Origin of the sequence: Metabacillus sp. 84 (assembly GCF_050107715.1) — a bacterium.
GTDB lineage: Bacteria > Bacillota > Bacilli > Bacillales > Bacillaceae > Metabacillus_B.
Genome location: NZ_JBNILN010000002.1, coordinates 401560 through 426746, shown reverse-complemented (window position 1 = coordinate 426746; position 25187 = coordinate 401560). Strand labels below are relative to the sequence as shown.

26 protein-coding genes are annotated in these 25187 nt (G+C 46.9%); 5 read left to right on the top strand and 21 right to left on the bottom strand.

All coding sequences use genetic code 11. From position 1 onward, the window contains the following. Positions 1-807: 807 nt before the first annotated feature. The gene (locus tag ACQCV8_RS06740) at positions 808-1152 is read right to left on the bottom strand and encodes a LapA family protein (RefSeq protein WP_426843791.1); all 345 of its coding nucleotides are present in this window, start codon (positions 1150-1152) and stop codon (positions 808-810) included. Between the two features lie 15 nt (positions 1153-1167). Then, on the bottom strand, positions 1168-2130 hold the full coding sequence (locus tag ACQCV8_RS06735) for a cation diffusion facilitator family transporter (protein WP_426843790.1): 963 nt from the start codon (positions 2128-2130) through the stop codon (positions 1168-1170). 69 nt (positions 2131-2199) lie between these two features. On the opposite strand from ACQCV8_RS06735, the gene ACQCV8_RS06730 reads away from it, so the two are divergent. After that, entirely contained in the window at positions 2200-2328 is a 129-nt protein-coding gene (locus ACQCV8_RS06730; RefSeq protein WP_426843789.1) for a DUF4023 family protein, read from the top strand. A 173-nt stretch (positions 2329-2501) separates the two neighbouring features. Here ACQCV8_RS06730 and secDF read toward each other — a convergent pair whose 3' ends face one another. Together secDF and ACQCV8_RS06720 are read right to left on the bottom strand one after the other, a co-directional pair. Beyond that, complete coding sequence (gene secDF, locus ACQCV8_RS06725) at positions 2502-4757, bottom strand: protein translocase subunit SecDF (RefSeq protein ID WP_426843816.1); 2256 nt, start codon at positions 4755-4757, stop codon at positions 2502-2504. 36 nt (positions 4758-4793) lie between these two features. Continuing rightward, positions 4794-5096: a post-transcriptional regulator gene (locus ACQCV8_RS06720; protein WP_426843788.1), complete on the bottom strand. Its 303-nt coding sequence runs from the start codon at positions 5094-5096 to the stop codon at positions 4794-4796. A 144-nt stretch (positions 5097-5240) separates the two neighbouring features. Here ACQCV8_RS06720 and spoVB point away from each other — a divergent pair, with 144 nt between their 5' ends. Then, on the top strand, positions 5241-6815 hold the full coding sequence (gene spoVB, locus ACQCV8_RS06715; RefSeq protein WP_426843787.1) for a stage V sporulation protein B: 1575 nt from the start codon (positions 5241-5243) through the stop codon (positions 6813-6815). Here spoVB and ACQCV8_RS06710 read toward each other — a convergent pair whose 3' ends face one another. Beyond that, a complete protein-coding gene (locus ACQCV8_RS06710) occupies positions 6816-7463 on the bottom strand; it encodes a DUF421 domain-containing protein (protein ID WP_426843786.1) in 648 nt (215 codons plus the stop codon). A gap of 158 nt (positions 7464-7621) precedes the next feature. On the opposite strand from ACQCV8_RS06710, the gene ACQCV8_RS06705 reads away from it, so the two are divergent. Next, positions 7622-7999 (top strand): TIGR04086 family membrane protein, encoded by a 378-nt coding sequence (locus tag ACQCV8_RS06705; protein WP_426843815.1) that lies wholly within the window; start codon positions 7622-7624, stop codon positions 7997-7999. Between the two features lie 157 nt (positions 8000-8156). On the opposite strand, the gene yajC is transcribed toward ACQCV8_RS06705, so the two are convergent. From yajC to nadB, 12 genes are all read right to left on the bottom strand, one after another. Continuing rightward, positions 8157-8447: a preprotein translocase subunit YajC gene (gene yajC, locus ACQCV8_RS06700; RefSeq protein WP_426843785.1), complete on the bottom strand. Its 291-nt coding sequence runs from the start codon at positions 8445-8447 to the stop codon at positions 8157-8159. A 23-nt stretch (positions 8448-8470) separates the two neighbouring features. Next, entirely contained in the window at positions 8471-9622 is a 1152-nt protein-coding gene (tgt, locus tag ACQCV8_RS06695) for a tRNA guanosine(34) transglycosylase Tgt (RefSeq protein ID WP_426843784.1), read from the bottom strand. Positions 9623-9699: 77 nt separating this feature from the next. Continuing rightward, positions 9700-10728: a tRNA preQ1(34) S-adenosylmethionine ribosyltransferase-isomerase QueA gene (gene queA / locus ACQCV8_RS06690; RefSeq protein WP_426843783.1), complete on the bottom strand. Its 1029-nt coding sequence runs from the start codon at positions 10726-10728 to the stop codon at positions 9700-9702. 22 nt (positions 10729-10750) lie between these two features. Next, on the bottom strand, positions 10751-10951 hold the full coding sequence (locus tag ACQCV8_RS06685) for a DUF2905 domain-containing protein (protein ID WP_426843782.1): 201 nt from the start codon (positions 10949-10951) through the stop codon (positions 10751-10753). Next, a complete protein-coding gene (gene ruvB / locus ACQCV8_RS06680; RefSeq protein WP_426843780.1) occupies positions 10944-11948 on the bottom strand; it encodes a Holliday junction branch migration DNA helicase RuvB in 1005 nt (334 codons plus the stop codon). Before ruvB ends, ACQCV8_RS06685 begins: the two co-directional genes overlap by 8 nt. Positions 11949-11958: 10 nt before the next feature. Beyond that, entirely contained in the window at positions 11959-12561 is a 603-nt protein-coding gene (ruvA, locus tag ACQCV8_RS06675) for a Holliday junction branch migration protein RuvA (protein WP_426843779.1), read from the bottom strand. Positions 12562-12706: 145 nt separating this feature from the next. Further along, on the bottom strand, positions 12707-13204 hold the full coding sequence (locus ACQCV8_RS06670; RefSeq protein WP_426843778.1) for a BofC C-terminal domain-containing protein: 498 nt from the start codon (positions 13202-13204) through the stop codon (positions 12707-12709). A gap of 147 nt (positions 13205-13351) precedes the next feature. After that, the gene (locus tag ACQCV8_RS06665; RefSeq protein WP_426843777.1) at positions 13352-13996 is read right to left on the bottom strand and encodes a YhcN/YlaJ family sporulation lipoprotein; all 645 of its coding nucleotides are present in this window, start codon (positions 13994-13996) and stop codon (positions 13352-13354) included. Positions 13997-14323: 327 nt separating this feature from the next. After that, complete coding sequence (gene safA / locus ACQCV8_RS06660) at positions 14324-15880, bottom strand: SafA/ExsA family spore coat assembly protein (protein ID WP_426843776.1); 1557 nt, start codon at positions 15878-15880, stop codon at positions 14324-14326. Between the two features lie 329 nt (positions 15881-16209). Further along, positions 16210-17316 (bottom strand): quinolinate synthase NadA, encoded by a 1107-nt coding sequence (gene nadA / locus ACQCV8_RS06655; RefSeq protein WP_426843775.1) that lies wholly within the window; start codon positions 17314-17316, stop codon positions 16210-16212. Positions 17317-17329: 13 nt separating this feature from the next. Then, a complete protein-coding gene (gene nadC / locus ACQCV8_RS06650) occupies positions 17330-18160 on the bottom strand; it encodes a carboxylating nicotinate-nucleotide diphosphorylase (protein ID WP_426843774.1) in 831 nt (276 codons plus the stop codon). Next, positions 18157-19692 carry an L-aspartate oxidase gene (gene nadB / locus ACQCV8_RS06645; RefSeq protein ID WP_426843773.1) on the bottom strand — a complete coding sequence of 512 codons (1536 nt, stop codon included), beginning with the start codon at positions 19690-19692 and terminating at the stop codon, positions 18157-18159. The genes nadC and nadB overlap by 4 nt, the downstream gene beginning before the upstream one ends. Before the next feature lie 90 nt (positions 19693-19782). Here nadB and ACQCV8_RS06640 point away from each other — a divergent pair, with 90 nt between their 5' ends. Further along, entirely contained in the window at positions 19783-20931 is a 1149-nt protein-coding gene (locus ACQCV8_RS06640) for an IscS subfamily cysteine desulfurase (protein WP_426843772.1), read from the top strand. Further along, the gene (locus ACQCV8_RS06635; RefSeq protein WP_426843771.1) at positions 20928-21461 is read left to right on the top strand and encodes a transcription repressor NadR; all 534 of its coding nucleotides are present in this window, start codon (positions 20928-20930) and stop codon (positions 21459-21461) included. The genes ACQCV8_RS06640 and ACQCV8_RS06635 overlap by 4 nt, the downstream gene beginning before the upstream one ends. A 130-nt stretch (positions 21462-21591) precedes the next feature. Here ACQCV8_RS06635 and pheA read toward each other — a convergent pair whose 3' ends face one another. From pheA to ACQCV8_RS06615, 4 genes are all read right to left on the bottom strand, one after another. Next, the gene (pheA, locus tag ACQCV8_RS06630; RefSeq protein WP_426843770.1) at positions 21592-22452 is read right to left on the bottom strand and encodes a prephenate dehydratase; all 861 of its coding nucleotides are present in this window, start codon (positions 22450-22452) and stop codon (positions 21592-21594) included. A 15-nt stretch (positions 22453-22467) separates the two neighbouring features. Beyond that, positions 22468-22917: an ACT domain-containing protein gene (locus tag ACQCV8_RS06625; RefSeq protein WP_426843814.1), complete on the bottom strand. Its 450-nt coding sequence runs from the start codon at positions 22915-22917 to the stop codon at positions 22468-22470. A 118-nt stretch (positions 22918-23035) separates the two neighbouring features. Then, on the bottom strand, positions 23036-24325 hold the full coding sequence (obgE, locus tag ACQCV8_RS06620; protein WP_426843769.1) for a GTPase ObgE: 1290 nt from the start codon (positions 24323-24325) through the stop codon (positions 23036-23038). A gap of 31 nt (positions 24326-24356) precedes the next feature. Next, a complete protein-coding gene (locus tag ACQCV8_RS06615; RefSeq protein WP_426843768.1) occupies positions 24357-24905 on the bottom strand; it encodes a Spo0B C-terminal domain-containing protein in 549 nt (182 codons plus the stop codon). Positions 24906-25187: the final 282 nt, after the last annotated feature.

Here is a 25187-nt window from a genome sequence, read left to right as displayed (position 1 = left end):
TCCACATTTAGGGTAAGATTAATCTGGGTCATATTCATCCTCCATTACATTTTTTCTTGGTCGAAAACATTGTAACATGAGGGTGATATGACCCTTTTTCTATTTACACAATTATATGGACTTTACCAAAACCCGGCCGATTTAAGCAAGTATCGGTCGATTTATATGAAGGTCAGCCAATTTAAGCGGGTTTCGGCCGATTTCAAAGGGTTTCAGCCAATTTAAATGAGTTTCGGTCGATTTATATGCGGTTCGGTCGATTTATATGAATTTCGGTCGATATAAATGGGTTTCGGCCGATCTATATGAAGTTCGGCCGATTTAAATGAGTTTCTACCGATATGCAACAACACCCGGCCGATACCCTGCTCATTGGCTACCAGGAGCAGCTTTAAAACCTCCAATACAGCTGAACCGTAGACGGCACCTCCCTCCTGTCCCGCACAATGGACATGGAGAAACCGATTTATCAAAAATGAGACTTGAAAACTGCGCCATAACACAATCTTTCACTCTTCCAAGCTGCCATATTCCGGGCTTCACAGCTAAATGTTTCGAAAGAAATGAGCAGGAGCACAAGCGAGATGCCGCGCCTGGATCAAGTTCTGAACCGCCAGCTTCACTAGAACGCGCGGGGGACAGCGGAAAATCGGAACACACGGCAAAAAAAGTGCTCTGAGCCACTGCTCTGAGCACTTTAAACTATCCTCTTACGGGAGTGACGCAATCCGGTTTGGAATCACGGCACAGGGTCTGAGCTAAGCCCGGTTTCCTCGCCGCTCTTTTTTAATGCTTTATCTGTTGTTTTTATTCACTTGCATGTTTTCTTTCTTTTCGGCTTGGAAGAGAATCCTCAGCACGTACGGCATCTGCAGGTTGGGTTTCTGCACTATGCGGTGATGAACGTTTCCGCTCTTCTAATTCTTTTTTCAGTGCTTTATTCTCTTTTTTTAGAAAGCGGATTCTGCTCATCCCAGTGTACCCCGCCATTAGAGCTCCCATTAGTACGGAGCCTAAAACGATGAGAATCAGCGGCCATTGCGCCTGCCCGAATAAATAATCCACTTCCACCGCTTCAACATTTATAACCGCAAAAACGGCAACAATAAGTGCGAAAAACATGACTAAAAATAAGCTCCATTGCTTTTGCAATTGGATTCCTCCTTTTTAAGAGGTATATGGATTGACATGAACGAATACATTTTGGACTCCATCATGTTCAATCAGGGCACGTTTTACGTTAATGGCAATATCATGCCCTTCTTTCACTGTGAGGAAGCTGTCTACAGAGATTTTCACATCCACAATTGCATAATGCCCATGTTCCCTTGCAAACAATTCGTCAATCCTTTTTACACCCTCTACTTGTAAAATGGTCTCTTTCATTTCGGCTGTATCTTCTTCATGCATGACGTGGTCAAGCGAAGCATGAATCGCCTCACTCCCTACTTTCCAGGCGGTAAAAAGAACGAGCATGGAGACAGCGACACCTGCAAATGGATCTGCATATAAAAGCCAGTTCACATTATACCATGAGCCTGCAATGGATCCGGCAATCCCCAGCAGGGCAGCAATAGAGGCAAATACATCCGAGCGATGGTCATAGGCGTTTGCAATAAGAGCATCACTCTTCAATCTTTTACCCAGTCTGTAATTGTATTGAAACATGAGTTCTTTAATAAAGATCGCGGCCACAACCGCTGCGATTGCAATCGGTGAAGGGGCCTTTGCCGGTTTGAAGAAAGCTTCAAACGAGGTCTTTCCAATTTCAAAGCCTACAAGAGCGAGTAATACGGCAACAATTACTGCTGCAATGGACTCCGCTTTTCCATGGCCATACGGATGATCCTTATCGGGCGGTTTTTTGGCCAGCCTGATCCCGAACAGGACCACGACAGAACCGGCTACATCTGTCACAGACATCGCCGCATCAGCAACGAGTGCTTTACTTCCAGAAATAAACCCTATAACTCCTTTTAAAACAGCGAGCAGCAGATTTCCGGCAATTCCTGCCGCTGCTGCAATCTGCACTTTTTTAAATCGCTCTTTCTCCGTTTTAACCGCCCTCCTCCAGCATGGATGCTTCCTCTTATCATATCCCCTTCCAAGTAATTGAATGAGCACAACCATTCATTCCCTCTCTAATTTTTTTCAATAAGGACATATTAGTTTAGAGATCCTTCAACAGGGAGGTGCTGAATGATAATGGAAAAGACGAGCGAATTTGTCAAAGATCTGCATGAGCGGCAGGAAAAAGATGAAGCAAACCGCAGACAGCAGGGAAACCGCAACCCAGGAAGAAAGTCTCCCAGCAAAACAAATAAATAAAATTATTGTTTAGGGTGATTTCCGCTTCAGGACTCCCTCATGCAGGCTGGCGGTGAGCCTCCTGGTTGCCGTCACCGGGCTTTCACATGCCAGCTGGCATGCCGCATTCAAGTAAAAAAACAGGGAAGCGCTGGAATGCGCCTCCCTGTTTTTTCTTCTGATAGCTTCTTGGCTTACACCTCTGGATGCTGGTTGGAATGAATTTCTTTCGTTTGTTCATCTTTCTTTTTCAAGAATTCTCTCTTTTTCATGATAAGCCACAGCTGGGCTGCAATGAAGATAGAGGAATAGGCTCCTGAAATTAATCCGATGAGAAGCGCGATGGAGAAGTTCCGAATTGCTTCGCTTCCGAAAATCAGCAGGGCTACTGTAGTGAACACTACTGTGAGCACCGTGTTGATGGATCTGGTGAAGGTCTGCTGCAGGCTTTTGTTGACAATCGTTTTTAGATCATCGACAGAGCGTACCTTCGTTTTTTTGTAAAGCTCCCTGATCCGGTCAAACGTAACGATCGTATCATTGATGGAATATCCGACAATCGTTAAAATGGCTGCGATAAAGGTTAGATCAACCTCGAGCCGGGTTAAGCTGAAGATGGCAATGATAAAAAATGCATCGTAAAGGAGCGCTGCGATCGAAGCAACTCCCATCCGCCATTCAAATCTTACCGCTACATAAAGGACTATGCCGACGGATGCAATCAGGATTCCATACAGGGCATTTCTGGCCAGTTCTTTTCCCACTTCAGGTGAAACGGTACTGACCCCAGGCTCCTGTCCGTATCTGGAAGTAATCTGAGTTTTCAGTTCAGCAATTTCCTCTTTATCCAAAACCCCAGCAAAACGGGCAACAGCTGTTTCATTGTTGTTTCCTGCAAGCACAATTTCGCTTGCTTCCATGTTTAATTCCTTCAGATCCGTTTCAACCTGTTCCGCAGTCAGCGGCTGATCCGAACTGATTTGCACCCTGGTTCCACTCGTAAAGTCAATGCCGAGATTCAGTTTGAATAGAAGCAAGATAACGATTCCCGCTGCGATGGTGATCCCTGAGAATGCGAAAAAGGCATTTCTGTATTTAAGAAAATCCACTTTATCAAACCGGGTTGGGGCATCTGTATATTTATCTGTCTCATAAATTTCAAGCATCTGGCTCTTTTTGACGCCGAACCATGATTTCTTTTTGTCCAGCCAGCGGCTTTCCACAAGAAGGGAAAGCAGGATTCTCGAAAGGAACACAGCTGTGATAAAGCTCGCTGTAATACTGACAAGAAGCATGGTCGCAAACCCTTTAACAGCACTGGTTCCAAAGAAAAAGAGAACGCCTCCGGCCAGCATCGTTGTTAAGTTCGCATCCAGGATCGTCATAAAGGATCTTCTGTTTCCGGACTTAAATGCCGAGCGGACCGACTTGCCGAGCTTAAGCTCTTCTTTAATCCGCTCATACGTGATGATGTTGGCGTCGACCGCCATCCCTACCCCAAGAATCAGGGCTGCGATTCCCGGCAAAGTCAGGACTCCGTTCATCCAGTCGAAAATTTGAAGAATAAGGAAAATATAGGCGCTCAGCGTGATAACCGCAACTGCACCGGGCAGTCTGTAATAAAAGAGCATAAACACAAAAATGACCGATACCCCGATAATGCCTGCAAGAACTGTTGTGTTCAGGGCTTCTTCCCCGAATTTAGCTCCAACAGATGTCGAGTACGTCTCGTCCAGCTGCACAGGAAGAGATCCAGCATTCAATAAATTGGCAAGCTCCTGGGCTTCTTTTATTGAAAATTGGCCGGAAATGATGACGTCTGAAGTGTCCAGCACTTCATTTACATTCGGATTAGAAAGATATTTCGGGTTCTCCTTTGTTCTTTCTTCCTTATACTTGTCCCCAGACTGATAATCGAGCCAAATGATCAGCTGATTTTCTCCTTGAGGCTGCTTTGAAAAAATTTCAGCAGTCGTTTCTTTAAATTTATTCTGGTCCTTAAGCTTGACAGAAACGACCGGCTCGTTGGAATTTGGATCGAACGTTTGCTTTGCCGCCCCCTGGACAAGGTCTGACCCGTTCAAGTATTCCTTGTCCTCCACATCCCGGAACGTAAGCTTTGCTTCGGTTGAGAGAATTTCACGGGCTTTATTCTGGTCCTCCACCCCGGCAAGCTGAACCCGGATCCGTTCGCCTTCGATTTGTATATTCGGCTCACTTACACCAAGCACGTTTGCCCGGTTTTCCAGGGCTCTTACTGTGCTGACTAACGCTTCTCTGTCAACAACGTCCCCTTTATTCGCAGGCTTTACATCATAAAGAACCTCGAACCCGCCTTGCAGGTCAAGGCCTTTCGGGATATTTCCTGTTACCTCATCCGTTCTGAATCCGATGATAACCCCTATTAATATTGTTATGAAAAAAAACGCAAGGATGCGCCCCCGCTTAATCATTATGTATCCTCCTTAGCTACCTGAACCTATCCATTAAAGCAGTTCATCCAGCATTCTGCTGCCCTCATCACTGCCGAACCAGTTAGGTGTCTTATATGATTCGACGGCTGCATAATTCATGAATTCACCTGCTCTGACAGACATGATGCCGCTCACCATTTTATGTACTGCTATTTCTTCATCTTTGCTGATTGTTTTCCACTTCTTTTTCACTAAGTATGTCCATAATTCCTGCTCTGAGACCTGATCATAGCCGAGTACTGCAAACTCTTCCAGCTTGCTTTTCATAAATGGCCTGACATGATGCCTGTACAGTTCTGCAGGATGTTTCTCCATTTGCGCACGCTCCTTTGCCAAAGCATTTCAGTTTTATTTTGCCGTACGATAGGCCTTTATTCGTAAACTTGTCATGCTTGGCCATCTGACAGTCATATAGTAATTGTATATGAAAACAAGCTATTTGAGAAGGCAGGGAAGGAAATGTCCAAGCAAACTTTTTTAAAGGGAACGATCATTCTAATTGCCGCAGGACTCGTCACCCGGGTTCTTGGATTTATTAACAGAATTGTCCTTGCGAGATTCGTGGGGCAGGAAGGGGTCGGCCTTTATATGATGGCCGTTCCCACTCTCGTTTTAATTATCACGATTACTCAATTTGGCCTTCCTGTTGCCATATCCAAGCTTGTGGCAGAAGCAGATGCCCGAGGCGACCAGAGACGCGTCAAAAAAATATTAGCTGTTTCTCTCGCTCTGACGGGAACCTTAAGCCTTCTCTTTACACCATTGATCTTGTTATCGGCTCCTTTTTTATCCAATCACCTTTTTACTGATCCCAGAACCTATTATCCTCTGATCGCGGTAGCGCCTGTCGTTCCGATAGTAGCCATTTCCTCTGTTTTGCGGGGGTATTTCCAGGGGAAGCAGAACATGAAGCCGGCAGCCTATTCCCAGGTGCTTGAACAGATTGTACGGATTTCTCTCATCGCTGTATTTACTACTGCGTTCCTTCCATACGGCATCGAATACGCCGCAGCCGGGGCCATGTTTTCTGCGGTAATAGGTGAGCTTGTCTCCCTTTTCTACCTGTTTATCATGTTTAAAAGAAAAAAGAAAATAAAAATCCGGAAAAACTTCTTTCAGTCTGTAAAGGCCGGAAAAAGCACACTAAACGATTTAATGGAAATAGCGGTGCCGACTACGGGAAGCAGGCTGATCGGGTCAGTATCATGGTTTTTCGAACCGATTGTCGTCGCACAAAGCCTGGCCATCGCGGGGATTGGCGCGGCGGCTGCTACGAGCCAGTATGGAGGGCTGACAGGATATGCGCTCCCGCTGCTTATGCTGCCTTCTTTTGTTACCGTATCCCTTTCAACTTCACTCGTACCGGCGATCAGCGAGGCAATGGCACAGGGAAAAAAGAAGCTTGTCGAGCATAGACTCCGTCAGGCCCTGAGACTTTCGCTTGTAACAGGGGGACTTGCAGCTGTCGTTTTATATGTATTCGCCGAACCGCTGATGGAAGGAATGTACGGAAATAAGGATGCCGCCGTGTTCGTTAAGCTTATGGCCCCATTTTTTATTTTCAACTATATTCAAGGCCCGCTGCAGGCCGTTCTTCAGGCTCTGAATTTAGCGGGAGCAGCGATGATTAACAGCCTGATCGGAGCAGCCGTCAAAACCGCCCTGATTTTTCTGCTTGCCTCACGTCCGGAAATGGGGATAAAAGGGGCCGCTTTAGCGATTGTCATTGGAATCATGACCGTAACCCTTCTTCATCTTGCAACGGTCATTAAGGTCGTCGCCCTGACGATTTATGTAAAAGAATATGTTAACAGTTTGTTTGCAATGGCCATCACAGGAATTATCAGCTATTACGCTTATTATAGCTGGCTCGAACAGTTCGGCCTTCTAACCGGACTTTTACTAGCTTTAACTCTTTGCTGCCTGATCTACCTGTTCATCTTATTGACGCTAAAACTCGTGCTAAAAGAAGAGCTGGAGCGCGTTCCTTTTTTAGGGCGGACACTGGCTAAATGGATTCCTTCATCCCGATGATTATACATTCGAAAGATCCACATAAAGCTCTCCGTTTGAAAACGAACAAAAAGAAATATGCTGTACTTCAGGATAGCCCAGCCTGCGGAGCTCCTGCCTTAGCCATAGCTCCGTTTTCCCTGTCTTTTCAAGGTGGCCGGGCTGAATTTCCCCATCAATAATCAGCGCCAATTCAAGTGGCTGCATCGGCTTGCCTTCTTCTTTTTTAAAAACATTCAGCTTCCCCGATGTCTCAAGGATGGCAAACTCTACATCTGAAACGCTGCGCACATCTTTTTCACGGAGCTGGGTCATTAAGTCATCAAAATTGTACCTCTGCGATTTCATCGCTTTCTCATCAATCTTCCCTCTATTGATGATAATGGTCGGCTTCCCATCGATCAGCTGTCTGACTTTCTCGCTTTTAAGTGAAAGTTTAGCAAGAATGTATTGAATGACCAGCAGGAAAAGCATGGATATGACCGAGTTAAGCAGCGGGGCTTTAGGGTCTTCTATGGCCGTCACGGCAAGCTCTGCAATCATAATAAATACGACGAGATCGAGAATGCTTAGTTCGCCGATTTCCCGTTTCCCCATCATCCGGAAAATAAAAATGATTAAAAAATACAGCAGCCCCGTACGGGCAATGATAATCAGGTAAACTTCCACCAATGCCCCTCCCTTCGCAATTATGCTCCTAATAGTTTGTACTGGTCATGGCAAACCATGCGGCTTTTTTACATGAATTGATTCTAAACCTGCATGCAGAAGAATACCTTTACACTAGACGAGCATAAACAAGCATGCGCCAAAAGGGAGAGATGCTTATTATGGAAACAAAAAAATGGGGAAAAGCAATATTAAGCGGATTAGCCGTTATTTTCTCAAGCGCCATCCTTATCAGTGTGATTTTTTCACTGCTTCTCAAATTTACCGGGATGACGGAAAGCTCCATTCAATGGATTCTGCTTGCCCTCTCATTTATTACTCTTTTCATCGGCGGTTTCATTGCAGGCGGTAAAGGCAAAGAACGCGGCTGGCTTCTTGGTGGAATTACTGCTTTGTGCTTTACACTGATCATTGTACTATTTCAGTTTCTCGGTTTTGGCTCTTCCATGAAACCAATGCAGCTCCTCTACCATGCAGGCTTCCTCGGCATGGCGATGCTGGGCGGAATGATCGGGGTCAACCTGTCATCGGATTGAAGAATTGGGTAGACCCCGGCGGCTGCCGGGGTTCTTCTTTGGGTTGCCGGGTTATAATTTTCTGCCTGGCCATAATGCGGCGCAATCAGCTAATTATCGCGATTGCCGCTCATTCCACAGGTTCCCCCTTGGCACACCAAAAAAAACAGAGAAAGCATTAAGCTTCCTCTGTTTTATGTAGGACGGATTTTTCTTTTACTTCACGGATGGCTCTCCGTTCGAAGGTTAAACGGGAACCTTCGCCCGTTTTAAGTACGGCTTTTTCTTCATCGATTGATTCGATAGTAGCGTGAAGGCCGCCGATTGTTACGATTTTATCGCCTTTTTGCAGGCTGCTTTGCATTTCGCGGAAAGTTTTTTGCTGTTTTTGCTGCGGACGAATCAGCAGGAAATAAAAAATCGCGAACATTAAAACCAGTGATAGGATCGTAGTCATTGAATTACCCATTTACATTTCACCCCTTTCAAGAATTAGAAGTTGCGAGCGTTCGGTTTATTGAATCCATATTGTTCAAAGAACTCATCTCTGAAATCGCCAAGACGGTCTTCTCGAATCGCTTGTCTAACTTGCTCCATTAATTTTAACAGAAAATGAAGATTATGATAAGACGTAAGTCTGATACCAAAAGTCTCTTCGCATTTGATTAAATGGCGAATGTAGGCGCGCGAGTAATTTTTGCATGTGTAGCAGTCGCAGTTTTCATCAATTGGACCGAAATCCTTTGCATATTTCGCATTTTTGACAACCAGCCGCCCTGTGCTTGTCATCAGTGTTCCATTTCGGGCAATGCGGGTTGGGAGTACGCAGTCAAACATGTCAATCCCGCGGATCGCACCGTCTATGAGTGAGTCCGGTGAACCGACCCCCATCAGGTAGCGCGGTTTGTTATCAGGCATCCAGGGAGTGGTAAATTCCAGAACACGGTTCATGACATCCTTCGGTTCACCAACCGATAGACCGCCGACTGCGTAACCGGGAAAATCAAGCGACACAAGATCTTTGGCACTCTGCTTCCGTAATTCCTCATATTCTCCGCCCTGAATGATTCCGAAGAGGCCCTGGTCATTCGGCCGGCCATGCGCATTCAGGCATCGTTCTGCCCAGCGGCTAGTCCGCTCAACAGATTTTTTCATGTAATCGTACTCAGCTGGATACGGGGGACATTCATCGAAAGCCATCATAATATCGGAGCCGAGATCATTTTGGATGTGCATCGCTTTTTCAGGCGAGAGAAAAAGTTTATCCCCATTTAAATGATTTCGGAAATGGACGCCTTCTTCTTCGATTTTCCTGAATTCGCTCAGGGAGAATACTTGAAATCCCCCTGAATCCGTTAAAATAGCCCGGTCCCAGTTCATAAATTTGTGAAGGCCGCCTGCCTCTCTGACAATCTCATTGCCAGGGCGAAGCCAAAGATGGTAGGTGTTGCTCAAGATGATATTGGAACCCATCTCTTTTAAATCTTCAGGAGACATTGTTTTTACTGTAGCCAGTGTTCCGACCGGCATGAAGGCAGGTGTATCAAATGAGCCGTGGGGAGTATGGACCTTTCCGAGTCTCGCACCTGTCTGTTTGCATGTTTTTATAAATTCGTACCGTATCGGTGATGATGAAGCTGTCACCGTCTCTCCTCCTCTGTGTACTGCCTTTTATTCAGTCTATCCTAATTTAATTGATTATAAAGCTTATGCTTCTCGTTTTACAGGATCAGCATGGCGTCCCCGAAGCTGAAGAACCGGTATCGTTCGCTTACTGCCGTTTCATAGGCCCGCAATACATTCTCCCTGCCCGCTAGTGAACTGACGAGCATAATCAAAGATGATTTGGGGAGATGGAAGTTTGTGAGCATTCCGTCTATTGCTTTAAACTCATAGCCCGGATAAATAAAGATGCTGGTCCATCCGTTTTCTTCTCTGAACGTTCCTTCATGGGCTGAAGCGATGGTTTCGAGTGTCCGCGTTGAAGTGGTTCCTACTGAAATGATGCGGCCGCCGTTTGCTTTTGTTTCGTTCAGCAAACGGGCTGTTCCTTCTGTCATCTGATAAAATTCCGCATGCATTTCATGCTCTTCCACCGTTTCTGCGCTGACTGGACGAAAGGTTCCAAGACCTACGTGCAGGGTAATATAGGCTACTGAAACTCCCTTTTCCTGCAAGCCGTTTAAGATCTCCTCTGTGAAATGGAGTCCGGCTGTAGGGGCTGCTGCGGATCCTGCTTCCCTGGAGAAAACTGTCTGGTAGCGCTCGCGGTCGTCAAGCTGCTCTTTTATATATGGAGGCAGCGGCATTTCACCGAGCGACTCGAGAACCTCGTAAAAAATACCGTCGTACGAAAAGTGCAGCGTCCTGCCTCCGTGCTCCTGTTCCTCTACACACTTTGCCGTGAGTTTTCCGTCCCCGAACGTTATAATCGTTCCTTCTCTCACACGTTTTGCAGGCTTAATCAGCGTTTCCCAAGTGTCCCCTTCAGCCTGCTTCAGAAGCAAAACCTCTATTTTGGCGCCAGTGTCTTCTTTCATTCCAAAAAGTCTGGCTGGAAGCACCCGGGTATCATTCAGCACAAGGCAGTCACCAGGCTCTAAATAGCTTGAAATGTCAGGGAACGTCCCATGATTGATGGTTCCAGAGTGTTTGTCAAGCACCATCAGTCTGGAACCATCCCGTTTTTCAAGGGGAACCTGGGCAATCAGTTCTTCCGGAAGGTTAAAATCAAATAGATCTACTTTCATGTTATCACCTGTTTTTCTGTTGTCATTTAAATCGCCCAAAAATAGAAAAAAGGACGGTCAGCAGGATACTGATGATAATGGAGGTGGCAATCGGGAAGAAAAAGGTGGTATTGCCCTTTTTAAAGACTAAATCGCCCGGCAGCTTTCCCACCGCCTGCATAAACAGGCCGGCTGCAAAAAGAACTCCTCCAATAATCATCAGCAGTTTAGGCATTTCAGTCATGCTCCGGAACCTCCAGGTTAAAATGTCTGTAAACCGCTTCGGTTACCATTCTTCCCCTGGATGTTCTTTGTAAAAACCCTATTTGTAAAAGATATGGTTCATAAACATCTTCAATGGTATGTGATTCTTCTCCAATGGTCGCAGATATCGTATCAAGGCCGACCGGACCTCCCTTATACTTTTCAATGATCCCGGTCAGAAACTTATGGTCAATATGGTCAAGGCCAAGCCGGTCAACCTGAAGCCTTTCAAGAGCCTCTGATGCCAGTTCTTCCGATATGGCATCCCTGCCGAGAACCTGTGCGAAATCACGGACCCTTCTAAGCAGACGGTTGGCAATCCTGGGAGTCCCCCTGGATCTTCTTGAGATCTCTGCTGAAGCGGGCGGATCAATCCCGATCTGCAGAATATCCGAGGTACGGTTAACAATTTCAGAAAGCTCCGTCTCCGTATAATACTCCAGTCTGCTCAGGACACCGAAGCGGTCTCTTAATGGCGCGGTCAGCAGCCCTACCCTTGTGGTAGCTCCCACAAGCGTGAAAGGAGGAAGGTCAAGCCTCACAGATCTCGCATCCGGCCCTTTGCCGATAACGATATCCAGACAAAAATCCTCCATGGCCGGATACAGCACCTCTTCTATCGAACGGTGAAGCCTGTGAATTTCATCTATAAATAAGACGTCACCCGGCTCAAGAGCGGTTAGGATCGCTGCCAGGTCTCCAGGCCTTTCAATGGCCGGTCCGGACGTGGTCCGGAGATTGACCCCCATTTCATTGGCAATAATAGCTGCAAGGGTCGTTTTTCCCAATCCGGGCGGACCATACAGAAGAACATGGTCGAGTGTTTCTTCGCGCATTTTTGCTGCCTGGATAAAAATATCAAGGTTCTCTTTTACCTTTTCCTGCCCGATATACTGACTAAGTCTTTGCGGGCGAAGGCTGAGCTCCAAATATTGCTCTTCATTTTCAGCACTCCCGGAAACAAGCCGGTCATTCATGGTCATCACCTTACTTTAAAAGCTTTTGCAATGCTTTTTTTACGAGCTGGTCTGTGGTCAGCGGCTCATCTTTTAAAGCCGGAATGACCTTGCTGATTTCCCGCTCCGCATAGCCAAGGACTTTAAGCGCTTCAACGGCTTCTGATAAAGCCTTGGCTGAATCATCTTTTTCGGCGTACATTTCATGGGTAAACAAAGATGGAGAAAAAGCCGGTGCCACATCTCCGAGCTTTCCTTTTAAATCAAGGATAATTTGTCTTGCCGTCTTTTTTCCCACTCCCGGAAACTTAATGAGGAAGGCTTCATCCTCGGATTCGATAGCCTGTACAACGCTTGAAGGATCTCCGGTTGCAAGAATGGCCAGCGCCCCTTTAGGTCCTATGCCCGTAACATTTAAAAGCTTTGTAAACAATGCTTTTTCTTCTCTTGATCTGAAACCGTACAAGGCAAGAATATCTTCTCTGACATGCTGGTATGTATAGATGACGGTTTCCGCGCCGTTGGTATAAACAAATGGATTCGGAGCAAAAATTTTATAGCCGATCCCGTTATGGTCGATCACAATATATTCAGGGGAGATAAAGTCAATCCTCCCGCGTACAAATTCAATCACACTGTTCACCTCTTTGCAACTGTACCTCATTGTACCATAAAACAGGCAGGCCAAGAACAAGAACGTTCCATATGTCCGGAATTCCGGCAGTCGCTGTGTTAAATGAGGAGAAAAACAAAAAAACCTGCTTATGCAGGCGGAACAGCTATTTTTTTGCAGGGGGAGTGCCGTAATTCCTGAAGGTTTCAATGACTTTTAAGTAACGGTTTCTGCTTTCAACCCTGATCCCGTTTTCGAGCTCGCAATGTCTTCTCGTTTCCAGTTTCCCAACATCAATCTGGTAGAAGGACTGAATGACTTTCACGGCTTCATCCGGCTTCCCGTCATAAATAGTCAGTATTCCTTCATTGTCCAAACCAAAATACCCATTTGCTTTCATCAGCGGGGATATATCGTTGATTTTTTTTCTTAATAGGATGGACTGTCCGCTGTGCCTCTCCACAGTCCATCCGCTGTCCCGGGCCATGAGAGATTTAATGTTCCGAACCGTTTCTTCCTTTGTTTCAATGCTTACTTCCCCATCTAAGTACGTTCTTTCAAAATCCACCTTTAGGCGGTCAGCCTGAGCGAACGCAGATTCAGGCGGAACAGACAAAAAGAGAGTGAGAAGCATCATTGATACATAAATCATCCATTTGGCCATTGAAGCCACCTCACGTTCAATTAATAAAATTCACAGGCAGGTATCTTCATCCCTAGAAAAATCATCCATGATTGCCGCATTTATATTGTTGCCATTCCCCGTCAAATTAACCCGGAAATAAAAAAGCCAGGGAATAAACCCCTGACTTTACCGGTTTGGATTAAGCGTACGCTCAATCGTTTTTCCGGTATTCTTCATAAATTCCTGGATGTCGGCATCAATGCTTTTGCGGTCTGTTCCGCCTTTTATATCGTTATCGATCTGCACGAGACGGTCAAATGAGCCTTCATCTGTGAAAACGTCAACATTTTTGCCTTCTGCCATCTTTTTCGTTTCCTTTATGATGGCATTTTTAGCATTCTTATCATTCACATCACTGGTATCCACACCGACTACCACGTTATCCTCTGTGACAATCGTTCGAACATCGTCGACATTCGGCATGCCGGCAATTTTTTTGGACACTTTATCGGCTATTTTCTGTTCATTATCTGAGTAATACCCGTTTCCATCACCATGATTGTCAGCGATGGGAACCGTCTGGTTATTCATTCCCCGTTCGTTTATTCCTCTATCGGGGCGGTCATTTCTGTCTCCGTCCATCATTTCCGTAATCGGACCTTCGTTATCCGCATGGTCTCTCCCTCTGCCGTCATGTTCATTTGAGTACATTCCGATAGGCTGCATGTTGTCATTGTAATTCATTGCATTATCATCGTTATTTCCGCAGCCGCCCAGCACCCCTGCAGTCAGAAGAGCTAAAGATCCGAATTGAATGGTCTTTTTTATCAAGATGACAACCCCCTGTTTTTGACCAATTGAGCATACATGCTCCTGGTTAGCTTGTGCTGAACAGAATGTTTTAATCTTGACAGTTCTCTCCAGAACCAATCGGCTGCCGTATAATTATCTGGCGGATTTTTATCATCTACAGCCCGGTCTTCCTGTCCCTTTTTTCCTTGCTTTCTTACATTTCGGGGCTGATAGCTCCCTTCCGTTGGGTACAGATTTTGTTATCATCTTCCAAGCCAGACTCCCCTAAATATAAACAGGGAAACGCTGGAATGCGTCTCCCTGTTTATGGTATCGTACCTTTTCAAAGCATCTAGTAAAGATTTCTTAATCTTCTTCCCCATTGTAGAATTCAGGGCGGCCAAACATCGGTCCGTATCCAGGCTGCATTCCGTAGCCCTGTCCCTGCATACCTGGTGTTCCGCATCCGCAATCCTGAGGCATTTGGCCGTACGCGCCGCCGGTCATGGGCTGGCCTTTTCCTTGCTGCGCACCCATTACGTTCGGCATGTTTTCATCCATAGCGCCCATCACGTTCGGCATGTTAGGTGACATGGCACCCATCACGTTCGGCATATTTGGAGACATCGCACCCATCACGTTCGGCATATTCTCATCCATGGCGCCCATTACGTTTGGCATATAACCTCCGTAAGCACCCATCACACCAGGACCAAAACCGGAACCCGGCATGACCGGCGACGAAGGAGTGCATCCTGGAGGGTATGGAGAATACCCCATTTGCGGCATCATTTGCGGCATGCTTTGAGCACCCATTACATTCGGCATGTTTTCATCCATCGCACCCATCACATTTGGCATATTCGGGGACATGGCGCCCATCACGTTTGGCATGTTTTCATCCATCGCACCCATCACATTCGGCATGTTGGGAGACATGGCACCCATCACGTTTGGCTGGTTCTCGAAGGCACCCATAACGTTTGGCATATTCGGGGACATGGCGCCCATCACGTTTGGCATGTTTTCATCCATCGCACCCATCACATTCGGCATATTCTCATCCATGGCTCCTGCCACTCCATACGGCATCATCGGCGGGGATGGGTAGCACCAATATGGCATTGGCGGGGGTGGACAATGGTGATGATGGTGCATAGGATAGCCATATCCGTACATCGGAGCCTGCATTCCGTATCCAGGACCACCATACATCGGCTGCTGCATAGATGGCTGCATGGCTCCTGCCACTCCCGCAGGAGCGGAATAAGGCATATTAGGCATTTTCTCCATATTCTTTGTTGCCTCCTCTTTCTTGGCTGGTGAAAGTGCCTTTTGTGCATCTTGTTTGGCAGCTTGTTTTTCTGCTGGCTTCTCCTCCGGTTTTTTCATGGCCGGCATGACGTTTGTTGGTTTCTTCATTTCCGGCATGACGTTTGCCGGCTTCTTCATTTCCGGCATGACGTTTGCCGGCTTTTTCATCTCAGGCATAACGTTGGCTGGCTTCGGAGGAAGCTGCGGCTGTTTTGGCGGCATCGACATGTTCACCATATAGTAATTGTTAATGTCCATTTCAGGGAAAACAGGCTGCGGAATATTAGGCATTTTTGGCATGAAAGGAGTTATTGGCTTTTCTTTTTTCGGCTCTTCAACCGGCTGAACCTCTTTTGGCTTTTCATTAACAGGCTGCTGAACCGGCTGTTCCTTCGGTGGCATTTGCATTTCTTTTTTCGGATTGAAGTTAATCTGAGCCTCTTTTTTAACCGGAACACTTCCAGTCGGCACTTTAATTTTCATACCGGGCATTATGGAATCGGGATTGCTTAATTGAGAGTTCATCTTTTTTAGTTCTTCGAAGTCAGCACCATATTTTTTCGAGATGTTCCACAATGTATCCCCTTTTTGAACGATATGGATTTTCAAAGGTTCCCCCTCCTATGCATTAACTGTATAGTAAAAGCATACAGGCTAATTGCCGTTATTCTTCACCACAAGTTATGCACAAAAGAGAGCGAATATGCCTTTCTTGAAAATACCCGCCCTTGCCTGCAAGTTTTTCCCCTTCGGAAACTTCCCTATTATAAAACGCAGAAACCGTGACAGATGTGCCACTTTTTATGAAATTTTATCCGCTCGTGCCCTGATCAGCTCCTGACCGGCAGAACCGTTTTTCAAAAAATAAATAAAACCCGCATACCATTGCGGGCTGATAACTTTTTATCCGAGAGGCTGGTTTATAGCCTTTCCGATGCCTAAATGGAAAGCATCCTGTTCAATGCGAGTACAGCGTGTCTGGTAACCTCGACGCTGACTTTGATCCGGTTGATTTCTTTCCCTTCAGCAATCGATTCAAGAGACCATAGCAAATGCGCCAGGTCAATCCTGTTCATCGTCAGGCAAGGGCACATATAAGGATTCAGGGAGACAATTTCCTTATCCGGATGAGTGGCGATTAATCTGCTGACGAGATTCATTTCGGTTCCGACAGCCCACTTTGAACCAGGCTCTGCTTTTGAAATTTGGTCGATAATGTATTTGGTCGACCCTGCCATGTCTGATAGCTGAACGACTTCATGAGTGCACTCCGGATGGACAATGATTTTCATCTCGGGTTTGGTATTCCTGATATGGGCAATGTTTTTTTCGGTGAACTTTTCATGGACAGAGCAATGCCCCTTCCAAAGCAAAATCGTTAGTTCCTCTGGATTTCCTTCGTATTCAAGGGTTTCCTTCACCGGATTCCAGACTGCCATGTTTTTGAGCGGAATGCCGAGATCAAAAGCTGTATTTCTGCCAAGGTGCTGATCCGGCAGGAAAAGGATCCGTTTCTTTTGCTTCAGCGCCCAGGCCACGATTTTTGCTGCATTGGAAGATGTGACAGCAGCCCCGCCATTTCTTCCGACAAACGCTTTTATAGCGGCGGTTGAATTGACATAGGTTAACGGGATAATCGTATCCCCGAACTGTGCTGTCAGCTGCTCCCAAGCGCGCTCTGTTTGTTGAATATCCGCCATATCTGCCATGGAACAGCCTGCTCTCATATCAGGCAAATAGACGTTCTGACGGCTTTCTGTCAGCATATCCGCGGTTTCCGCCATAAAATGCACACCGCAAAAGACAATGTGTTCGGCTTCTTTGTTTTCAGCTGCCGCCTGTGCAAGCTGCAGGGAATCCCCTGTGCAATCAGCGAACTGGATCACTTCATCTTTTTGATAGTGGTGGCCTGGAATAAAAAGCCTGCTGCCGAGCTCTTTTTTTATTTTCCAGATTTTCTTTTCCATTTCTTCTGAGGGAAGCTCCGCATAGACAGGCGGAATAAGCGAAACAGCCTCCTCATGCAATTCATCCAGTAGATTCATCTTTTTAATCCCCCTATTTCATCAGCAGGCTGAAATCCAGCGCCTTGACTGAATGTGTTAAGTATCCGAGCGAGATGAAGTTGACCCCTGTTCCTTTGTACTTGTGAAGATTTTCGGGAGTAATTCCTCCGGATGCTTCAGTAATAATGGACGAAGGAGTCATTTCAGCAAATCTTTTTATTTCTTCAGGCGAACGGTTGTCAAACATAATAATGTCAGCCCCTGCCTCAATCGCCTCTAAAAGCTGGGATTCAGTTTCAACTTCCACTTCAATTTTAACGGTATGGCCGATTCTGTTTTTTACTTTGCTGACCGCCTTCCGGATACTTCCGGCAAATGAAATATGATTGTCCTTTATCATGACCGCATCATAGAGTCCGTTTCTGTGGCTTCGTCCGCCGCCGCACTTTACAGCGTATTTATCAAACATCCGCAGTCCGGGTGCTGTTTTTCTGGTATCACAAATAAGCGTTTCAGGACTGTCCAGCAATAGGATGGCATTCCTTGTGGCTGTAGCAATTCCGCTCATTCTTTGAATAAGGTTCAACCCGGTTCGCTCTGCACCGAGGATCGAAGGAATGCTGCCTGAAATGATGGCGACCGCTTCCCCTTTTTCGACCTGCTCGCCGTCTCTTTTAAAAATCCTGATTCCGGCCTGCCCGTCAAGCATCGAAAAAACAATTTTCAATACCATTTCTCCTGAAAAAATCCCGTTTTCCTTCGCCGTTATAACAGCTTCTCCACGGTCAGAATGCGAAAATATTCCGTTTGAGGACACATCTCCATCCCCAAGATCCTCGATTAAAAATTGCCGAAGAGCCTCTTTTACCTTAAGCGGATTCATCGATTCACCTCTAAAGCTTTTTTATTTGGTTGCCATTTGATTTTCCGGCGGGTCCACTCTGTCTGTTTTTCAGGAAAATCCGACCTGAAGTGACAGCCTCTGCTTTCCGTTCTTTCGAGGGCTGCACGGGCAATAAGTTCTCCTGCAGTGATCATATTGGCAAGCTCCATGGTTTCATGGGTCAGTTGGCCGGCATCCCTTGCCTCAAGCTTAAGCTTCTTGAACCAGCCGGATAAATACGTTAAACCCTCTCCGTCTCTTTCAATGCCGGCAAAGCGGTCCATCATCTCCGCTACCTCTTGTTTTGTAGCTGGATAGGTTTGTACTGAAGTGAAGCGGGCAGGTTTTTCAGGAAAGGAAGGAAGAGGCGGAAGGAGGAAAAGATCCTCCGCTATTTTTTTCCCAAATACGATCCCTTCGAGAAGGGAATTGCTGGCCAGCCGGTTTGCACCGTGTACGCCATTACAAGCTGCTTCACCTGCTGCGTAAAGGCGGTGAATACTCGTTCTGCCGGCAAGGTCCGTCTGGACGCCGCCCATCGCAAAATGCATGCCCGGCATGACAGGTATCAATCCTTCTGACAGATTCACTCCTTGCTCCGTACACATCCGGCTGATGTTTGGAAACCGCTTCTGGAAGCCGGTAATTGGTTTGATGTTAAGAAAAACCTGTTCTCCCTTCTGAATGGTGCGGAAAATTTCTCTTGCCACCACATCCCTCGGTGCCAGATCGGCAAGAGGATGGGCTTGCTTCATCAGTCTTCGTCCTGATGTGTCCTGAAGAAAAGCGCCTTCCCCTCTGACAGCTTCGGATATTAACCCCTCCGTCCTTCCGTTCCGGTAAAGCATCGTAGGATGGAACTGCACGAACTCGAGATCCGACAAAATGGCCCCTGCCTGATAGGCGAGGGCGATGCCATCCCCCGTGCTGTTTTTATGGTTAGAGGTATAGCTGTATAGCGCTCCGCAGCCTCCAGTGGCAAGAACCACGGCCGAGCTGTAAATGGAATGCTGTCTTCCCTCCAAATCCACAGCGCGCACACCGTAACAGCTTCCATCCTTTACGAGAAGCTCTGATACCATCATCCCTTCAAGGATCTTTACCTTGCTTCTCGTTTGCTCTGCGAGGAATCCAACAGCCGCCCTCCCTGTCTGATCTCCCCCTGCATGAATGATCCGATTAATGCGGTGGGCCCCTTCCCTGCCAAGCGCAAGGCTGCCGCAGCTCGTTCTGTCTGCCGGCAAACCCATTGAAATCAAGTCACGGATAAGCTTTTCTCCCTCTTTAGCGAGCATTTCAGCTGCATGGGGGTTTGTATGGCCATCTCCAGCCTGCATTGTATCAGCTAAATGAAACTCCCATGAATCGTCCTCTGCAAGGGCTGCTGCAATGCCTCCCTGAGCCATAGCGGAGTTTCCATCATGAAGCTTGCCTTTCGTGACAACGGTTACGTTCAATCCTTCACAAATATAATAAGCAACGGCTAAAGCTGCGATGCCGCTTCCGACAATCAGCACATCAGTTTGCTGCATAGTTTCACCTTACTTTACATGTGTCTTGACACTTATCTTTACATAATTTTAAAATAAGCACAAGAGTTTTTTAATTGGAGGAACCCCTATATGATCTACTTGGATTACGCAGCTACAGCCCCTATGCGGCAGCAGGCGGTTGATGCATATGCAAAAGCGGCGAAAACCGTTTACGGCAATAGCCAGAGCCTTCATGAAGATGGGGGCCGGGCTGCTGAATGGCTCAATGCCTCAAGGAAGAAAATTGCTTCTTTTCTGGGAGGGGAAGCAAAAGGGCTTTATTTCACCGGCAGTGGTAGTGAGGCGAATACACTTGCAATCCGCTCCCTTCTAAACGGAGCAGACACTTATAAAAACGAGATCGTGTCAGGGGGAATGGAGCATGCTTCCATCCGTACGTATCTGGATGATTTAAGCAAATCCGGATATGTCATAAGGAAGGTGCTTCCAGGCGAAAATGGCCATATAGGAGCTGCTGAGGTGGAACCCCATCTATCCAGCCGCACAGCGCTCATTACGGTCCAGCATGCGAACTCAGAAACCGGAATTGTTCATGATATTAAAGAAATCAGCAGGCTTGCTCAGCGCAGCAGCATCCTGTTTCACTCGGATTGCGTACAGACGTTCGGGAAAATTCCCATTCCAGCAGAGGAGTGGGGGCTGAGTGCAGTATCCATCTCGGCTCACAAAATTGGAGGTCCTAAAGGAATGGGGGCGGCTTATATTACGCCAGAAGCAAGATGGAGGCCTGTTATTGAAGGGACAGCCCACGAAGGAGGCTTCCGTCCCGGCACAGCGGACGTGCCGGGGGCCGTTTCTTTTGCAGTGGCGGCAATGGAAACGATGAAGCATATGGACAGAGAATGGACGAAGATGAGAGAATACAGAAAGCATTTAACCACTTTCGTGAACCATACGAAGCTTGGAAAAATAGTTGAAGCGGCAAGACCGGAATTTCAGCTGCCGGGAATCACCGGCATCCTGCTCTCTCATCGTGAGGGGCAGTATGCGATGCTGGCCTGCAGCCAGATGGGCATTGCTGTATCGACAGGAAGCGCCTGCCACGCCGGTATGACGCACCCGCCTCCCGCCCTTCTTGCGCTGGGTATTCCGGAAGAGGAGGCTCATTGTTTTATCAGGGTCTCAGCCGGAGAAGGCACGGCGCTTGCCCATTTAGAGAAACTGGAAGCCATATTATCGGCAGCATGTTCCGGAGCGGAAAGGATGAATCACCTTTGAATTCAAAGATATACGGGGATGAGCGCCGGGAGCGCATTTTGCAATTGCTGAAAAAAAGCCCTGCTCCTATAACCGGGAGCGGGCTTGCTAAAGAAATGAATGTCAGCCGTCAGGTAATCGTTCAGGATATCTCCCTTTTAAAAGCAAAGTCCGAACCAATTGTAGCCACCAGCCAGGGATACGTGTATATGCTCCAGCATGCACCCAGGAAAGCCGCCGAGCGCCTGATCGCCTGCTCTCATCCTCCAGAACGGACGGAAGAGGAATTAAAAATAATTGTCGATTTCGGAGCCGCTGTAAAGGATGTATCCGTTGAGCACCCCGTATATGGAGATATAACAGTCTCCATCTTGGTGCACAGCCGCAAGGAAGCGGATGAATTCCTTGCAAAAATCAAAAACACCGAGTCCTTTTACCTTTCCCAGCTGACAGAAGGAGTTCACATGCATACCATTTCTGCAGATTCGGAGGACATTCTGGATGAAGTGTGCAATGCATTGGACGAAGCAGGGTTCCTTATTAAAGATTAAGCGGATTGTGCGGCAGGCACACAATCCATTGGTACATGGGGTAAAATGCGGATAGAAGCCTTTACCTGAAGCGAATCGAAAAGCACCAGAAAATAAAGAAGCTGAACCGGACAGTCCGGTTCAGCTTCTTTTACGCGTAAAACGCTTTATAGCTTCCAAGAATTTTAACACCGCAGCCAAGAGCTTCAAGCTCATTCACAGCTCCCGGAATCAGCACGCTGTCCATTGCATGCTCTAAGTCAATGATAAAAAAGTAATTGCCAAGCCCGGTTTTCATCGGTCTGGATTCAATTTTGGACATATTCAGCTTTCTCCAGGAAAAGGCAGAAAGGACCTGATGCAGCGTTCCGGACTGATTGGAGGGCAGCGTAACCATGACCGTAGTTTTATCCTTGGCTTCGTAGCCGGGCAAAGTCGGCGGCTTTTCATCCATTGCCGGGTGCAGGATGGCGAAAAGCGTATGGTTGTAGCTGTAGTCATGAATATCCCGCTTAACGATGGATAAACCATAGACTTCCGCAGCCATTTCGTTCGCAATCACTCCCGCGTTTTCCTCGGGATGGGAGCTCACATACTGGGCAGCTGCTCCTGTAGAAGCAGCATGGGAGTGCTCAGCGCTTGGAAATTGCTGATGCAGATACCTGTGGCACTGGGCAATCGCATGGGAATGGGAGACGATTCGCTCAACTTTTTCCCATGCGCCTGCCCGATCAGGATGAACCATAAAGTGCTGGCTGATGGGTACGACCAATTCACCGACAATGTGCAGAGGCTGTTCATGAACCAGGTAGTCCACCGTCAGATTAACGGATCCTTCAATCGCATTTTCAAGGGGAACAATAGCAAAATCCACGTCACCATCAGCAACCGCATCCATGCATGCAGGAATGGTCGCATAAGGAATTTGGATGTTTTGTGAATGAAAAAATGTTGAAACGGCCAAATGGGTAAACGTTGCTTCAGGTCCTAAAAATCCAATGCGATAACTCAATAGTACCAACTCTCCTTAAGCGCCTGATCCAAGAATCTCTACTTTTTCGACAAACTCCATTTTTTTAAAGCGGGATATTAATTGGTTGATATCTACATTCATTCCGTTAATATTCAACGACAGGGTTACGTTCGCTCTGCCCTGAAGCGGAATGGTCTGATGAATGGTCAGAATATTGCAGCCTGCACCGGCGGCAATCCCAAGCAGCTCCGACAGCGTTCCGGAGCGGTCTTCAAGCTGAAAGAACAAGGTAATGATTTTTTCCTTTACGACTGTATGGAATGGGAAAACAGCGTCTCTGTATTTATAAAAGGCGCTGCGGCTGAGGTCTACTCGCTGAACCGCTTCAGCTACGGAGCCTGCCTTTCCCCTCTCCATCATTTTTTTTACTTCCAGCGTCTTTTTCATCGCTTCTGGAAGGACGTCTTCACGGACGAGAAAAAACGTTTCTTCTTTCAACCCTATCACTCCTCCTGGAAAAAAGTAAGTGAAGAAAAGGACAGCACGAGAGGACCCGCGGAACCTCGTGATTTACTCAATATGTACAATGTCCAGGCAATTTGCCTGGACATTCTTTGGTTTCTCAGTCAACAAAATCAAATTCGTAATCAAGCAATCTGACCGTATCTCCGTCCTTTGCCCCTCTTTTGCGGAGAGCTTCGTCCACTCCCATGCTTCTAAGCTGGCGGGCGAAGCGGCGGCTCGATTCTTCCCTGCTGAAATCTGTCATTTTAAATAGACGTTCGATTTTTTCACCTGTAACGTCAAAAACACCTGCACTGTCTCTGGTGATGACAAACGGAATTTCTTCTTCTTCAAGCGTGTAAACAACCCGGTGCACGCCTGGATCTTCCTCTTCCTCGTGAAGAGGGAATTCCGGTGTGTCTTCAAGTGTATCCGCTATTGTGAACAGCAAATCGCGAATCCCGTCTCTCGTTGCCGCTGACACAGCAAACACCGGATAATCCTCCTGAAGCTTTTCTTTAAAAGCTTTCAGGTTTTCTTCGGCTTCTGCAATGTCCATTTTGTTGGCGACAATAATTTGAGGGCGCTCCGTCAGGCGGAGATTGTATTGTTTCAGCTCTTCATTTATTGTTAAATAGTCTTCGTAAGGATCCCGTCCTTCAAGCCCGGACATATCGATCACATGGACAATAACCCTTGTCCTCTCGATATGGCGGAGGAACTGATGCCCCAGTCCGATCCCTGAATGGGCCCCTTCAATCAAGCCCGGTAAATCTGCCATAACAAAGCTGCGTCCATCCTGGGTTTCAACCATTCCAAGGTTTGGAGCGAGCGTCGTAAAATGATAGTCGGCAATTTTCGGTTTAGCCGCCGATACGACAGATAGCAGGGTCGATTTCCCTACACTTGGGAAACCGACGAGACCGACGTCAGCAAGCAGCTTAAGCTCCATGACGATATAGCGCTCCTGACCCGGCTCGCCATTTTCAGCAATCTCCGGTGCCGGGTTGGCCGGGGTAGCAAAACGCGTATTTCCGCGTCCCCCTCTTCCGCCTCTGGCAATGATTGCACGCTGGCCGTGCTCTGTCAGATCCGCTAGCACCTGCTTCGTATCGTCATCCATAACGACCGTGCCAGGCGGAACCTTGACAATCATTTCCTCCGAATTGCGGCCATGCATATTTTTAGACATGCCATGCTCTCCGCGGTCTGCTTTAAAATGTCTCTGATACCGGAAATCCATGAGGGTGCGCAAGCCTTCATCCACTTCGAACACGACGTTTGCTCCCTTGCCTCCGTCGCCGCCTGCAGGACCTCCGTCCGGTACATATTTTTCGCGGCGGTACGCAACCATCCCGTTGCCCCCGTCGCCGCCTTTTACATATATCTTGACCTGATCGACAAACATTATGTCTTTCCTCCGTTCTATTAAAACGCCATTACTGTGTATAGAAAATGACAGCCGCTGTAAATTCTTCAGCTGAAATTGTCAGTTCTGATAATTGATTTTTCTTCAGCTTTTGAAAGTATGTATGCAAACCGGCCGTTTCCTTTAGCATGCCATGAAAATCTAAAAAGAAACGGACTTGCCCCATCTCTTCAAACATTTCCATCGTAATGACAAGCTGATTGTCACTCTTTTCGCTCACACACCGATCAAGAAGTCTGAAAAAATCACCGTACCATGCCGAAAGCCATTTATCAATTGAACTCAGATGAAAGGTATCTCCGATTATTTCATATTCAAGGGAAAAGGAATGGCGGTCCCACCCAAAGCTGATCAGCCTCTCTGCGAGCTCGGGGGCCTTAAGATTGCACAGCTTGGACTCCTGCTGGGCTTCAATAATAATTTCTTCCATGATTTCATTGACCCGTTCATATTTTTCAAGAGACAGATTGCCCTTGATCAGCTGCAGGCGGTTCATCCAGTCATGTCGGTAGTGGCTGATGGCTTCAACCATATTCCAGTTTTTACTCTCTTTTGTCATCTGCACTCCACTCTTTCTATTTCTTTTAGGAGCATGTATTGATCCAATGGCAGGTAAATTAGCTGGTTTCTCTAAAATGCAGCATTTCAGAGGAAGAACGTATTTTTGAAAAGTTTACTTGATGAAATTATAGCAAACCTATGAGCGGAATAGAAACGGTTTCTAGAGAAAATAGGGATTAAAGAGGTTTCAGAGAGGATTTCCTGCCTGCCAATGCGTTCGCTGAAAAAGCTCTGTTATACAAGACGGCTGATTTCCGCTGCAGCTGTCCGGTATGATCAG